The organism is Thermocrispum municipale DSM 44069 (assembly GCF_000427825.1).
GTDB lineage: Bacteria > Actinomycetota > Actinomycetes > Mycobacteriales > Pseudonocardiaceae > Thermocrispum > Thermocrispum municipale.
Genome location: NZ_ATYT01000006.1, coordinates 285,740 through 299,571, shown reverse-complemented (window position 1 = coordinate 299,571; position 13,832 = coordinate 285,740). Strand labels below are relative to the sequence as shown.

General features: G+C 69.5%; 14 protein-coding genes. 8 read left to right on the top strand and 6 right to left on the bottom strand.

Annotation, left to right across the window (positions count from 1 at the left end; translation table 11 throughout):
* Window positions 1–164 precede the first annotated feature (164 nt).
* The gene (locus YWM_RS0108365; RefSeq protein WP_028850348.1) at window positions 165–530 is read right to left on the bottom strand and encodes a HesB/IscA family protein; all 366 of its coding nucleotides are present in this window, start codon (window positions 528–530) and stop codon (window positions 165–167) included.
* A gap of 158 nt (window positions 531–688) precedes the next feature.
* On the opposite strand from YWM_RS0108365, the gene YWM_RS0108360 reads away from it, so the two are divergent.
* Entirely contained in the window at window positions 689–1,351 is a 663-nt protein-coding gene (locus YWM_RS0108360; protein ID WP_028850347.1) for a DUF3043 domain-containing protein, read from the top strand.
* 8 nt (window positions 1,352–1,359) lie between these two features.
* Window positions 1,360–2,331 (top strand): nicotinate-nucleotide--dimethylbenzimidazole phosphoribosyltransferase, encoded by a 972-nt coding sequence (locus YWM_RS22705; RefSeq protein WP_043660223.1) that lies wholly within the window; start codon window positions 1,360–1,362, stop codon window positions 2,329–2,331.
* Window positions 2,332–2,507: 176 nt separating this feature from the next.
* Here YWM_RS22705 and YWM_RS0108350 read toward each other — a convergent pair whose 3' ends face one another.
* Both YWM_RS0108350 and YWM_RS22700 read right to left on the bottom strand, forming a co-directional pair.
* Complete coding sequence (locus YWM_RS0108350; RefSeq protein ID WP_028850346.1) at window positions 2,508–3,611, bottom strand: branched-chain amino acid aminotransferase; 1,104 nt, start codon at window positions 3,609–3,611, stop codon at window positions 2,508–2,510.
* Between the two features lie 29 nt (window positions 3,612–3,640).
* Complete coding sequence (locus YWM_RS22700; RefSeq protein WP_052344677.1) at window positions 3,641–4,522, bottom strand: hypothetical protein; 882 nt, start codon at window positions 4,520–4,522, stop codon at window positions 3,641–3,643.
* A gap of 98 nt (window positions 4,523–4,620) precedes the next feature.
* Here YWM_RS22700 and YWM_RS0108340 point away from each other — a divergent pair, with 98 nt between their 5' ends.
* Window positions 4,621–6,120, top strand: coding sequence for a leucyl aminopeptidase (locus YWM_RS0108340; RefSeq protein ID WP_028850345.1), 1,500 nt, complete (start codon window positions 4,621–4,623; stop codon window positions 6,118–6,120).
* A 3-nt stretch (window positions 6,121–6,123) separates the two neighbouring features.
* Here the strand turns inward: YWM_RS0108340 and YWM_RS0108335 are convergent, their stop codons facing one another.
* Both YWM_RS0108335 and YWM_RS0108330 read right to left on the bottom strand, forming a co-directional pair.
* A complete protein-coding gene (locus YWM_RS0108335; protein ID WP_028850344.1) occupies window positions 6,124–6,687 on the bottom strand; it encodes a dihydrofolate reductase family protein in 564 nt (187 codons plus the stop codon).
* 69 nt (window positions 6,688–6,756) lie between these two features.
* A complete protein-coding gene (locus YWM_RS0108330) occupies window positions 6,757–7,104 on the bottom strand; it encodes a hypothetical protein (RefSeq protein ID WP_028850343.1) in 348 nt (115 codons plus the stop codon).
* A 199-nt stretch (window positions 7,105–7,303) separates the two neighbouring features.
* Between YWM_RS0108330 and lpdA the strand changes: the two genes are divergently transcribed.
* Genes lpdA through YWM_RS0108305 form a run of 5 tightly spaced genes read left to right on the top strand, consistent with a single transcriptional unit; the run spans window position 7,304 to window position 12,930 of the window.
* Window positions 7,304–8,677 carry a dihydrolipoyl dehydrogenase gene (gene lpdA, locus YWM_RS0108325; RefSeq protein WP_028850342.1) on the top strand — a complete coding sequence of 458 codons (1,374 nt, stop codon included), beginning with the start codon at window positions 7,304–7,306 and terminating at the stop codon, window positions 8,675–8,677.
* A 36-nt stretch (window positions 8,678–8,713) separates the two neighbouring features.
* Window positions 8,714–10,513, top strand: a complete 1,800-nt coding sequence (sucB, locus tag YWM_RS0108320; protein ID WP_028850341.1) for a 2-oxoglutarate dehydrogenase, E2 component, dihydrolipoamide succinyltransferase — start codon at window positions 8,714–8,716, stop codon at window positions 10,511–10,513.
* Window positions 10,514–10,519: 6 nt separating this feature from the next.
* The gene (locus YWM_RS0108315) at window positions 10,520–11,404 is read left to right on the top strand and encodes a TIGR01777 family oxidoreductase (RefSeq protein ID WP_028850340.1); all 885 of its coding nucleotides are present in this window, start codon (window positions 10,520–10,522) and stop codon (window positions 11,402–11,404) included.
* A gap of 20 nt (window positions 11,405–11,424) precedes the next feature.
* Entirely contained in the window at window positions 11,425–12,165 is a 741-nt protein-coding gene (lipB, locus tag YWM_RS0108310; RefSeq protein WP_028850339.1) for a lipoyl(octanoyl) transferase LipB, read from the top strand.
* A 60-nt stretch (window positions 12,166–12,225) separates the two neighbouring features.
* Window positions 12,226–12,930 (top strand): SDR family oxidoreductase, encoded by a 705-nt coding sequence (locus YWM_RS0108305; protein ID WP_028850338.1) that lies wholly within the window; start codon window positions 12,226–12,228, stop codon window positions 12,928–12,930.
* Window positions 12,931–13,080: 150 nt separating this feature from the next.
* Here YWM_RS0108305 and YWM_RS0108300 read toward each other — a convergent pair whose 3' ends face one another.
* Window positions 13,081–13,713, bottom strand: coding sequence for a TetR/AcrR family transcriptional regulator (locus YWM_RS0108300; RefSeq protein ID WP_028850337.1), 633 nt, complete (start codon window positions 13,711–13,713; stop codon window positions 13,081–13,083).
* Window positions 13,714–13,832 lie beyond the last annotated feature (119 nt).

Genomic DNA, 13,832 nt, shown 5'->3' with positions numbered 1-13,832 from the left:
AAATACCGGCTGCAACAATCACTGTCGCTCGTCAGGGCGACCCCCGCCGAACGTGATGCCCCGCACGGGCGAGCTCAACAGCACACCGACACGCGCGCAAGCCACCGCCGAACCGGCGGCTTGCGTCGGCGACGAAAATCCCGAAAGCGTTCTCGAGCGGTTGCTCAGTTGAAGCTGTCGCCGCAGGCACACGAGCCCGTGGCGTTCGGGTTGTCGATCGTGAAGCCCTGCTTCTCGATGGTGTCCACGAAGTCGATGACCGCGTCCTGCACGTACGGGGCGCTCATCCGGTCCACCGCCACCCGCAGGCCGTCGAACTCGCGGAACAGGTCACCGTCCAGCTCACGCTCGTCGAAGAAGAGCTGGTAACGCAGGCCGGCGCAGCCGCCCGGCTGCACCGCGAGCCGCAGGTGCATGTCGTCGCGGCCTTCCTGCTCCAGCAAAGCCTTCGCCTTGGCCGCCGCCGCTTCGGTCAACACGACGCCGTGCGTCTGCTCGGTTTCCGTCCCGGTCTGCTCAGCAGTCGTCATGACTCTCCTTGGGTCGTGCACGTACATCCGGTGCAACGCCGCGGCCGCGCGATGTGTTCCTCATCCGACCGCCAACCTGGCACGTCTTCACCGTCCATGGTGACACATCCCCAACGCCTGCTGAACCAGCGCGGCCGACGGTGCCATAGGCTTGCACCGTGAGGTTCTTGCGGAGAGGCAGCTCAACGACGGACACCAAGGACGCCGAAGCCACCGACACCGGCGAGGAAAGTGCGCAATCCCACATCCGCCGGGGCTACACCCCGAAAAAGGGTCGTCCCACTCCGTCCCGCCGGGAGGCCGAGAACAAGCGTCGCGGACCGGTCCCGCCGCCGCCGAAGACGACGCGGGAGGCCATCAAGCGCAGCCGTGAGCTGCGCAAGTCCAACCCGGTGAGCAAGGAAGAGCTGAAGGCACTGCGCCGGGAACGCCGGGAGCGCATGCTGGCGGGCGACGAGAGGTACCTGGCGCCGCACGACCGCGGCCCGGTCAAGGCGTTCGCCCGCGACTGCGTGGACTCGCGCCGCAATCTGCTCGGCCTGTTCATGCCGCTTGCGTTGGTGATGTTCGTCTCCACCGTCATCGGCAACGTGGCGGTGCAGCAGATCATCACGATGCTGTGCATGGTGCTGCTGCTGGCCATGTTGATGGAGGCGTTCTACAACGGGCGCCGGATCGCCCGGCTGGCCAGGGAGAAGTTCCCGAAGGAGACCATCAAGGGCCGCTCGCTCGGCTGGTACTGCTTCATCCGGGCGACCCAGTTCCGCAAGCTGCGCATCCCCAGGCCACGGGTGAAGCCGGGCGACGAAATCCCGCTATGACCCGGTCGATGACGGTGGAACTGCCTCGCATCGAACCTCCCGACGGGTCCGCCCGCGCCGCAGTCCAGCGCCTGGCCGGCGCCGACAACACCGTCGCCTCTCCCGCAGGCCCGCTGGGCCTCGGCAAACTCGCCACGGTCGGCGCGTGGCTCGCCGGGTGCCAGGGCGGGTGTCCACCGCGGCCGGTGCGTGCCCCGCGGGTCGTGGTGTTCGCGGCCGAGCACGGCATCGCCGAGCGCGGGGTTTCGGCCCGGGCAGCCGGCACCACGTCGGAGCTCGTGGCCGCGGTCAAGTCCGGCGCGGTGGCCGAGCTGGCCGACGCGGCCGGCGCAGGTGTACGCGTGGTCGAGATGGAGCAGGCGGCAAGGCCGATCGACACCGAGGACGCCCTGACCCCCGACGAGGTCGAGCAGGCCGTCCGTAGGGGTATGCAGGTCGCCGACGTCGAAGTCGACGAGGGGGCAGACCTGCTTGTCGCGTCCGGCGTCGGGGTCGCTGCGACCACGCCGGCCGCCGTGCTGGTCGGAACGCTCACCGGCACCGAGCCCGTGGCCGTGGTCGGCCGTGGCTCCGGGATCGACGACGCGGCGTGGATGCGCAAAACCACCGCGGTCCGGGACGCGATGCGCCGAGCCAAGCCGCGCATGGCGCAGCCGTTGGATCTGCTTGCCGCAGCCGGTGGGGCCGATCTGGCCGGGCTCGCCGGGTTTCTGCTGCAAGCCGCGGTCCGGCGCACCCCGGTTCTGCTCGGCGGGGTCACCGTGCTCGCGGCCGCGGTGATCGCCGAAGAGCTGGCGCAGGGCGCGCGTGACTGGTGGCTTGTCGCGTCGAGCAGCACAGAGCCTGCCCACGGCGTCGCCATGGAGCATTTGGACCTCGAGCCACTACTGGACCTGCAGCTCGGCGGGGAGGCACCCACGGCGGGGCTGCTGGCGTTGCCGCTACTCACCTCGGCGGCTCGGCTCCTGGCCGACGTCTAGGCCCCACAGCGCGGCCGGCGACACCGAAGACACCGGCGACAATCCAGCACGACGCCGGACGCCGACGCGCGGCCGGGCCACGATCGCACGGCACCACCGTCGCCAGGACCCGCATCGCAGCAGGCTCCGCACGGCGTCGACGGCCGGCACCCGGCCGGCCGTCGACCATCGTCTGCTCAGCCCAGCGGGTATCGCCAGCCGTGCTTGTCCGGCCGCGTGCCGACCTGGATCCCCATGAGTTCCTCACGCAGTCGCATGGTGACCTCGCCGGGCTCACCGCCCCCGATGGTGAACTCGCCACCGGCGTACTTCGCCGATCCGACCGGGGTGATCACCGCGGCCGTGCCGCACGCGAACACCTCGGTGAGTTCACCCGAGGTTGCGCTCTTCTCCCACTCCTCGGCCGAGATCCGGCGCTCCTCCACGGTGTAACCGAAGTCCTGCGCCAGGGTCAGGATCGAGTCCCTGGTCACGCCCGCGAGCAGGTTGCCGTTCAGCTCCGGGGTCACCAGGTGCGCGTTCTCCCCCGAGCCGAACACGAAGAACAGGTTCATACCGCCCAGCTCTTCCACCCACTCATGAGTGGCCGCGTCGGTGTACACCACTTGGTCGCAGCCCTGCTCGACGGCCTCGGCCTGCGGTTGGAAGGACGCGGCGTAGTTACCGGCGCACTTGGCGAACCCGGTGCCACCAGGCGCTGCCCTGCTGTACTCGGTCGAGATCCACAGCTTGATCGGCTTCACCCCGCCGGAGAAGTACGCGCCTGCGGGCGAAGCGATCAGCGTGTACCGGTAGGCGTTGGCCGGCCGGTTGACGCCCAGGCCCGCCTCGGTGGAGATGATGAACGGTCGCAGGTACAGCGAGGCGCCCTCCGCGTGCGGCACCCACCGGGCGTCGACCGCGATCAGCTCGCGCAGCGAGTCCAGGAAGACCTGCTCAGGCAACTCCGGGATGGCCAACCGGGCGCACGAGACCTGGAACCGCCGGGCGTTGACCTCGGGGCGGAACGTGACGATCGAACCGTCCGGCTGCCGGTACGCCTTCAGCCCCTCGAACACCGCCTGCCCGTAGTGCAGAACCGAGGTGGCCGGGTCGAGGGTCAACGGCGCGTACGGCTCGACGACGGCGTCGTGCCAGCCCTGGTCCGCGCTCCAGTGCACGCTGACCATGTGGTCGGTGAAATGCGTGCCGAACCCCGGGTTCGCCAATACCTCGGCCACCCGCTCCGCAGGTGCCGGGTTGGGGTGCGGGGTACGGGTGAAAGGCATTGCGGTCGTCATGGTGTGAATTTACCTGTTACTCGGACGTCCTAGTACTGGCCCCGGGATTGTCCGGTATCAACGCGTCGTGACTGTGCCCAACCGAGCACCGTGCTGGTGACGGCCACGGTCGAGGCGGCGGCCAGCACGATGATCGGCTCCACCGTGCTCGCCGCGAGGAGCGCGAGAAGGCAGAACGCGGCCGTCAGTGCTCGCGCCCGCGGAAGGGATGCCGCCGCGCGCGTCGCCGCGGATTGCGCGATGAGGGCCGCCGGGAGCGTGCCGAGCACGACGACCGCGGCCAGCATGGTGGTCAAAGTGTCCGCACCGGCAGCGATCAGCGTGTCGTGCAGCGGCGCATCGGACAGCCCCAGCCGCTGGGGTCCCAGCTGATACAACGCACCCGCCGCCACGGCTCCGGCGACGAGGACGGCTGATCCGACGCGCACCAGCCGTCTGCCCGGCTCGAGCATCAGCATCGGCGCGGCGAACAACCCGGCGGCGACGATCCAGCCCATGATCGGCGCCTCGTCGGCCGGCCGTGGCACGACGGCCGGTGGCGGTTCGACGCCGGCACAAACAGCGGCGAAACCAGCGGCGGCGAGCAGCAGCACGACCGACACCGCACGACGGCTCATGGTCGGAATGTCCAGGCCGGCGATCGCTGCCATGCTCACCAGTGCCGCCACCACCAGGCCCGCGAGCCAGTCGTGGTCCGGGAGAACGACCATTCCGAACGCACGCGCCGCCACCGCCGCAAGCAGAGTGAGGACGACGGCCCGCAACAGCGGATGCGGCACCGCGCGTCGAGGTTCCGAGCCACCGAACATCGCCGCCAGCAGTCCGGCCACGACGAGGCCCGGCAGAAGTGCCCAGCCGCCGAACGCGGCCGCTGTAGGGAGCGCTACCAGCAGCGCAGGCAGGATGTGCACGGCCGTCCGACACCTCCTACCAAAGGCTGTTCCATCGCGCCCCCGGCGCGCCATTAGCATGGCTCACGTTCATTTGGCAGTTGGCAGAGGGAGCAGCCGTGACCGTGCCGAAATTCGGCCTGACCGACCACACCGCCGAGACGATCCGCGACGGCAAGGCCGACGTGATCGTCATCGGCACCATCAGCGAAGGCGACACCGTGGCTCTGGCCGACGGCGCGGCTGCGGTCGACGAAGCATTCGACGGCGAGCTGCTGTCCGCGCTCAAGGCCCTCGGCGCCACCGGCGCGGCCGACGAGGTGGTGCGCGTGCCCACGTTCGGCCGGGTGAGTGCGAGCGCCGTCTACGCCACCGGTCTCGGCAAGGTGAACGGCGACGCGCCGACCGCCGAGCAGGTACGCCGCGCGTGCGGGGCCGCAGGCCGGGCGTTGTCCGGCACCAAGCGCGCACTCGTGACGCTGTCGCAGATCGATCTGCGGGCCGCCGTCGAGGGCATCGCGCTCGGCGCCTACCAGTTCACCGAGTACAAGTCCGATCCGGGCGAGGCGCCGGTGAAGAACGTCGACTTCGTCTCCCCCGCCGACGGCACCGGCAAGGAGCACAAGGCCACGCTGAAGGCCGCCACCGCGGTCGCGACGGCCGTGGTGACCGCCCGCGACCTGGTCAACACCGCGCCGAACGACCTGTACCCCGCCTCGTTCGCCGAGCGGGCCAAGAAGCTGGCCGAGGAGGCCGGACTGTCGGTCGAGGTGCTGGACGAGCGGCAGCTCAAGCGCAAGGGCTACGGCGGCATCCTCGGCGTCGGCGGCGGTTCGTCCCGCCAGCCCCGCCTGGTGCGGCTGCACTACAAGCCGAGCAAGCCGAAGGCCAAGGTGGCGCTGGTCGGCAAGGGCATCACGTTCGACACCGGCGGCATCTCGCTCAAGCCCGCGGCGAAGATGCAGGAGATGACCTCGGACATGGCGGGCGCTGCCGCCCAGCTGGCCACCGCCGTGCTGGCCGCCGAGCTGAACTACCCGATCGAGGTCATCGCCTACTTGCCGCTGGCGGAGAACATGCCGTCGGGGACCGCGTACCGGCCCGGCGACGTGCTGCGGATGTACGGCGGCAAGACGGTCGAGGTGCTCAACACCGACGCGGAAGGCAGGCTGATCCTGGCCGACGCCATCGCGCGCGCCGGCGAGGACGACCCGGACTACCTGATCGAGACCTCGACGCTGACCGGCGCACAGCTGGTCGCGCTGGGCAACCGCACGCCGGGAATCATGGGCAGCGACGAGTTCCGCGACCGGGTTGCCGACATCGCGCAGCGCACCGGCGAGGGCGGCTGGCCGATGCCGCTGCCGGACGAGCTGCGCTCGGATCTGGACTCGAAGCTGGCCGACATCGCCAACGTCACCGGGCAGCGCTGGGGCGGCATGCTGGCCGCCGGAATCTTCCTGCGCGAGTTCGTCAAGGACGACCTGCCGTGGGTGCACATCGACGTGGCGGGCCCGGCCTACAGCGACGCGGTGTGGGGCTACACCGGCAAGGGCGGCACCGGTGTTCCGGTGCGCACGCTCGCCGCCGTCCTGGCCGACATCGCCGAGAACGGCTGAGGCTCAGCGCACCACGCTGTAGCGGGAGCACACGACTCCCGACGGGAACGTGCGCGATTCGTCCAACCGCAGCTCGACGCGCCGTTGATGCTGCGGGAAGTACGGCATGCCGGCCCCGAGCAGCACGGGGTGGACGCGCGTCCGGTACTCGTCGATCAGGCCGAGTTCGGCTGCCTGAGCGGCGAGTTCCGGGCCGCCGATGCCGATGTCGCCGGTGCCCGGCGCGGTGCGCAGCCGTTCGATCTCGTCCGTCAGGCTGCCGGTGGCCAGCCTGGTGTTGCCGCGCACCGACGACAGCGAGGTCGAGAAGACGACCTTCGGTAGCTGCTGCCATCGCACGGCCCACTCGCGCTCGTCGTCGCTCAGGTCCGGCTGTTGGTCGGCGTCCTCCCAGTAGACCATCGTCTCGTAGAGTTTGCGGCCGAGCAGGAACGCGTCGAGGTGGCGGAGCTCGTCGAGTACGTAGGCGAACAGCTCGGCATCGGGCGCACCCCACGAGTGATCCCCGTCGACGTCGGAGATGAACCCGTCGAGGGATGTGCCCATCCAATAGACCACGCGGCGCATGGCAGCCTCCTAGCGCTCAGGACGTCCTGCGGTGCTGACCGCCGCGCCGCGCGAAACTCATCGGTGGCGCTACGCCTGACCGTCTCGCTTCCGCTGCAGCTTCAGCCGCCGCGTGTAGTCCCGCATGCGTTGCGGATAGCCGACCCGGTTGACCTCGTAAACCGGGATCGATCGCTTGGCGCCGAATTTCTGCAGCGACTCGAGGCTGTCCACCCGCCGCCTCGTCCACTCGCCGTCGTGTGCGACCAGCACCACGGTCGCCTCGGTGACGTTGGTGCGCGGTTCGAAGTACGCCTCGACCCCGCGCCGGGACGATGCCCACTCCTCGAGATGGGCAAGATCGTTGGACGTGGCTTTGCGAAGCGTTCCCGGCTTCCGCTTGCCTTTCCGCCACCTGAACAACGCCAAAACAACCACCTCGCCCGTCGTTGTGTGAGCACATTCTGCCGGAACCGTGGGTGTGGTTTCCCACGGCTGTTCTCCGGTCGCTAGCGTGGCATCCGTAATGCCAAGATGTGGTGAACCCACGGCGCACGCGCGACCCGCGGACGCCGGGCCGTCAGCGCGGCCATGGTGTGACCCTGCACTGGTGTAGGTCTGACGATGAGGAGTGACCGTGACCGAAACGTCCGCTGACCTTGTCATCCTGGGTGGCGGCTCGGGAGGCTACGCGGCCGCGTTCCGCGCGGCTGAGCTGGGCCTTTCGGTGATCTTGGTGGAGAAGGACAAGCTGGGCGGGACGTGCCTGCACCGCGGGTGCATCCCGACCAAGGCCCTGCTGCATGCCGCGGAGATCGCCGACAACGCCCGTGCCGGCGAGCAGTTCGGCGTCAAGTCGGTGCTCGAGGGCATCGACATGGCCGGGGTGCACAAGTACAAGGACGGTGTGGTCTCGCGGCTCTACAAGGGCCTGCAGGGCCTGGCGAAGGCGCACAAGGTCACCATCGTCGAAGGCGCGGGAACCCTGACCAGCCCGACGACGGTCGAGGTGGAGGGCGTGACCTACACCGGCCGCAACGTCGTGCTGGCGACCGGTTCGTACGCCAAGACGCTGCCCGGGCTGGAGATCTCCGGGCGCGTCATCACCAGCGAGCAGGCGCTGACCCTGGACACCGTTCCGCAGCGGGCCGTGGTGCTCGGCGGTGGTGTCATCGGTGTCGAGTTCGCCAGCGTGTGGGCTTCCTTCGGCGCGGACGTCACCGTGGTCGAAGCGCTGCCGCGGCTGGTGCCCGCGGAGGACGAGTTCGCGTCCAAGCAGTTGGAGCGCGCGTTCCGCCGCCGCAAGATCGGGTTCAAGACGGGTGTGAAGTTCACCGGCGCCAAGCAGGACGACAACGGCGTCGCGGTGTCGCTGGAGAACGGCGAGACGCTGGAAGCCGACGTGCTGCTGGTCGCCGTCGGCCGCGGGCCGAACACCGCCGGCCACGGCTTCGAGGAAGTCGGGGTCGCGATGGAGCGCGGCTACGTGCTCACCGACGAGCGGCTGCGCACCAACATCGCGGGCGTGTACGCGGTCGGCGACATCGTGCCCGGCCTGCAGCTGGCGCACCGCGGGTTCGCGCAGGGCATTTTCGTCGCCGAGCAGATCGCCGGCCTGGAGCCCAAGCCGATCGACGAGGCGGGCATTCCGCGTGTGACGTACTCCCACCCTGAGGTGGCATCGGTCGGTCTCACTGAAGACGCGGCGAAAGAACGATACGGTGCAGGAGTGACCACGCTGACTTACGACCTCGGCGGCAACGGCAAGAGCCAGATTCTCAAGACGTCGGGCGCGGTGAAGCTGGTCAAGGCACCGGACGGTCCGGTCGTCGGCCTACACCTGGTCGGCGACCGCGTCGGTGAGCTGATCGGCGAAGCACAGCTGATCTACAACTGGGAGGCTTTCCCGGAGGACGTCGCCCCGTTGATTCATGCCCATCCCACTCAGAACGAAGCGCTCGGCGAGGCCTTCCTGGCGCTGGCCGGCAAACCGCTTCACGTCCACGCCTGAACCCCGAATTACTACTGCCTGAGGAGCTAAACAGCGATGGCCTTCTCCGTCAGATTGCCGGAACTCGGCGAGAGCGTCACCGAGGGAACCGTCACGCGGTGGCTCAAACAGGAAGGTGACTCGGTCGCCGTCGACGAGCCGTTGCTGGAGATCTCCACCGACAAGGTCGACACCGAAGTCCCCTCCCCCGTCGCGGGCGTCGTTGCGCGCATCGTCGCCAAGGAGGACGAGACCGTCGAGGTCGGAGCCGAGCTCGCGGTGATCGACGACGGTTCCGGTGACTCCGGCGGCGATGCGGGTGGCGAGCAGCAGGATGCCGCAGCCGCCCAGGAAGCACCGGCGCAGCAGGAACAGCCTGCCCCGCAGGAACAGCAGGCCGAGCAGCCCGCACCGGAACCCGCCCAGGCTCAGGCCGAGCCCGCCCAGCAGGAGCAGGCTCAGCCCAGCGGCGGCTCCGGTGGTGGCTCCGGCACCCCGGTCACGCTGCCCGAGCTGGGTGAAAGCGTCACCGAGGGCACCGTGACCCGCTGGCTGAAGCAGGTCGGCGACACCGTCGAGGTGGACGAGCCGTTGCTGGAGATCTCCACCGACAAGGTCGACACCGAGGTTCCGTCCCCGGTGGCGGGCACCGTCCTGGAGATCACCGTCGGCGAGGACGAGACCGTCGAGGTGGGCAGCCAGCTGGCCGTCATCGGGACCCCGAGTGAGGGCGGTGCGGCACAGGCGGCTCCGCAGCAGGCCGCTCCCGCTCAGCAGGAGGCTCCCGCACAGCAGGCTCCCGCTCAGCCACAGCAGCCGGCCCCGCAGCCTGCCGCGCAGGCCCCGGCGCAGGCCGCCGAGCCGTCGACCGACGGCGACAAGAAGCGGCCGTACGTCACGCCGCTGGTGCGCAAGCTGGCCGCCGAGCACGGCGTCGACCTGTCCGCCATCAAGGGCAGCGGCGTCGGTGGCCGGATCCGCAAGCAGGACGTGTTGGCAGCCGCGGAGGCCCAGTCGGCCAAGCAGGCGCCCGCGCAGGAGCAGGCGGCTCCGGCTGCGGCCGCGCAGGCACCGGCGGCGCAGGCTCCGGCGGCCCGCCCGCAGTCCGCTCCGGCCGCCGCGGAGAAGTCCGGTCTGCGTGGCACGACGCAGAAGGCCAACCGCATCCGGCTGACCATCGCCAAGCGCACCAAGGAGTCGCTGCAGACCTCGGCGCAGCTGACCCAGGTCCACGAGGTGGACGTGACCAAGATCGCCCGGCTGCGGCAGCAGGCGAAGAAGTCGTTCCAGGAGCGTGAGGGCGTCAAGCTCACGTTCCTGCCGTTCTTCGCCAAGGCCACCGTCGAGGCGCTCAAGCAGCACCCGAACATCAACGCCTACCTCGACGAGGAGGCGGGGGAGATCACCTACTACGGCGAGGAGCACCTGGCCATCGCGGTGGACACCGAGCGTGGCCTGATCTCGCCGGTGCTGCACAACGCCGGTGGGCTCAACCTGGCCGGGCTGGCCCGCGGGATCGCCGACATCGCCGAGCGCACCCGCACCAACAAGATCAAGCCCGACGAGCTGTCCGGTGGCACGTTCACCATCACCAACCTGGGCAGCAACGGCGCGCTGTTCGACACGCCGATCATCAACCAGCCGCAGTCGGGCATCCTCGGTGTCGGCTCGGTGGTCAAGCGCCCGGTGGTGATCACCGACGCGGACGGCAACGACACGATCGCCGTCCGGTCGATGGCCTACCTCGCGCTGACCTACGACCACCGGTTGATCGACGGTGCGGACGCCGGCCGCTTCCTCACCACGATCAAGCAGCGGTTGACCGAGGGCAACTTCGAGTCCGAACTCGGGCTGTAGGTACTCATGCTCGTCCTGGTCGCCGGGTCAAGCGGATTGCTGGGGCGCGCGCTGGTCGCCGAGCTCCGTGCTCACGGGCACCAGGTGCGCAAGCTGGTCCGTCGTGACCCGGCGACCGGGGACGAGCATCGGTGGAACCCACCCGCGGGCACCATCGACGATGCGGCGCTGGACGGCGTCGACGCGGTGGTGAACCTGTGTGGCTCACCGATGACGCCCGGCCGGTGGAGCCACGCCCGCAAGCAGGAGATGAAGGACAGCCGCATCGAGCCGACCGAGGTGCTGGCCGAGGCGGTCGCCGAGCGCGGCATCGGCACGCTGGTGAACGCGTCCGGGATCGACTACTACGGCGACACCGGCAGCGCGGTGGTGGACGAATCCGTTCGTGCCGGCAACGGGTTTCTCGCCGAACTGTCCGCCCAGTGGGAGCAAGCGACCCAGGCGGCCGAGGACGCGGGCGCGCGCGTGGTGCGGCTGCGCACCGGTGTGGTGCTGTCCGATCGCGGCGGCATGCTGCGGTTCCTCAAGCCGCTGGTGCAGTTCGGCCTGGGCGCCAAGCTGGGCGACGGCCACCAGTTCGTGCCGTGGATCAGCCTGCCGGACCACGCCGCGGCGATGCGATTCGCCGTGGAGCAGGCCGTCCTGCGCGGTCCGGCCAACCTCGTGGCTCCGAACCCGGTGACCAACGCCGAGTTCATCCGCCGGCTGGGCTCCCGGCTCAAGCGGCCGACGCCGTGGTTCGTCCCGAAAGCCGCGATGCGCCTGGTGCTCGGCTCCGACGCGGTCGAACCGATCTTGAACAGCCACAACGCGCGACCGAAAGCCCTCGTCGACGCCGGGTTCACGTTCCGGCACGAGCGGCTGGAGCAAGCCCTGTCCGTGGTCTTGTAGATCCCGGTAGGCTCGCTGTCGTGAGTGATTCCCCAAGCTGCCGGGCCAGCTCGGACCCGGTCGACGTGCGTCGCATCGGAACCATCGACTACCTCGACGCGTGGCAGCTGCAGCGCGAGCTGGCCACCGCCCGCGCGGACGGCACCGGCCCGGACACTCTGCTGCTGCTGGAGCACCCGTCGGTCTACACGGCAGGCAAGCGCACCGAGCAGCACGAGCGGCCGACGGACGGCACCCCGGTGGTGGATGTCGACCGCGGCGGCAAGATCACCTGGCACGGCCCCGGCCAGCTGGTCGGGTATCCGATCATCAAGCTGGGCGACCCGATCGACGTGGTGCACTTCGTGCGCAGGCTGGAAGAGGCCCTGATCGCGGTGTGCGACGAGCTGGGCGTGACCACCGGCCGGGTGGAGGGGCGCAGCGGCGTGTGGTTGCCCGCGACCGACGATCGTCCCGAGCGCAAGATCGCCGCGATCGGCATCCGGGTCCAGCGCGGGGTGACCATGCACGGCTTCGAGATCAACTGCAACGCGGACCTGAGCGCGTTCGACAAGATCATCCCGTGTGGCATCACGGACGCAGGGGTGACGTCGCTCAGCGAGGAGCTGGGCCGCGACGTGACGGTGGACGAGGTTCTGCCGCTTGCCGAGCGCGCAACCCTGGCGGCGTTGGAAGGCGAGCTACCGGTCAGCGACGACAGGTGGATTCAGCGCGAGCAGCCCGAGGCGCCTGGCGTGACGTTCGCGCTGCAGCGTGCGTGAACCACTCCTCGCCCGAATCCACCCGGTTCGCCGCCTCCGTATCGTGCTAGAACTGGCTGGGTGACACCCTTCAACGGCCGCACCGCCTTGATCACCGGCGGCACCGGCGGGCTCGGCTCCGCCGTGACGCAAGCATTCCTGGACGCCGGATGGCGGGTGGTCGTCCCCTGGGTCGTCGAGGCCGAGCTGGATCGGCTCGACCAGCACGAGAATCTGCAGCTCGTGCGGGCCGACCTGTTCGATCCCGCCTCGGTGGCCGCAGTGGTCGAGGCGGCGACGTCCGCCGAGGATGCGCCGCTGAAGGCGGTTGCCAACCTGGTCGGTGGTTTCGCCGCGGGCGGCCGGATCCACGAGACCGACATCCGCGACTTCGAGAACCAGTTGCGGTTGAACCTGCGGCCGACGTACCTGGTCAGCCAGGCCGCCCTGCCCCACATGATCGACGCGGGCGGCGGGGCGATCGTCTGCGTCTCCAGCCGTGCCGCGCGACAACCCTTTCCCGGGGCCGCGGGCTACATCACCAGCAAGGCCGCCGTGCTCGCGTTCGTCGACGCGATGGCCACCGAATACCGCGACGACAACATCCGCGTCAATGCCGTGCTGCCCAGCGTGATCGACACCCCCGCCAACCGGGCGGGTTCGCCCGGCGCCGACCACGCGCGATGGGTGCAGCCACGCGAGATCGCCGACGTGATCCTCTTCCTGTGCCGCGACGACGCCACCGCCGTCAGCGGCGCGCACGTGCCTGTCTACGGCAAGGCCTGACCGGCCCCGTCGAGCCGGCTCGCCGAGCTGTCCCGACGCCGCCTGGCGCTGCGGCGGCCGAACCACCCTCTCGCGTCGTCGTGCACCTCCTGGCGGCGACGGCCGAACCGCCTTGAAGCGTCGTTGTCGCGCCTCTCAGCGCTACTCGGCCTACCCGTCCTGCGTCTCGGAACCCGCCCGGACCAGCGCGAGCAGCCGCACCACGGCGTCCTCGGTCTCTTCACTGACCCGCTTCGGATCCGGCGAGTTGGCGATCATCGTGGCCGCGGTGGACAACGCACCACACACCAGCCGCGCGGTGACCTCGACCGAGATGCCACCGAGACCGCCCGCGGCGCGTAGGTCGGCGATCACGTCGCGGATCACGCCGTAGCTGAGGCCCTCCTGCGCGTCGCGCCAGCGCTGCCAGCCCATGACCACCGGGCCCTCGTGGATGACGATGCGCTGGTAGGCAGGGTCCAGGCAGCTCTGCAGGTACTCCCGGACCACCAGCCCGGCTTTCACCCACAGGTTCTCGGATTTCTCCAGAATTCTCTGTAATTTGCTGTACACATTCCGTTCGACCGCACTGAATGCGGCTTCGAACAAATCCTGCTTACCCTTGAAATGGTGATACAGCGCACCTTTGGTCACCCGGGCCCGGGTGGCGATGGTGTCGAGCGACGTGCCGGCATAGCCATGCGTAGTGAACAGTGATACGGCGCTCCGCACCAGGTCATCGCGCGTGCTGGCGGCGTAGTGCGCCCTCCTGGCGGACGCGCGCCGGGCTCGAACTGTCGCCATGATCACAAGTCTACGCCATCCGGCGCCGACCATACCCATGGTATGTTGAGGGCGCGAACATACCGGCAGTATGTCAATCAATCGCGACCCCGGAGCAACATTCCGGGACCGTCGTGCGA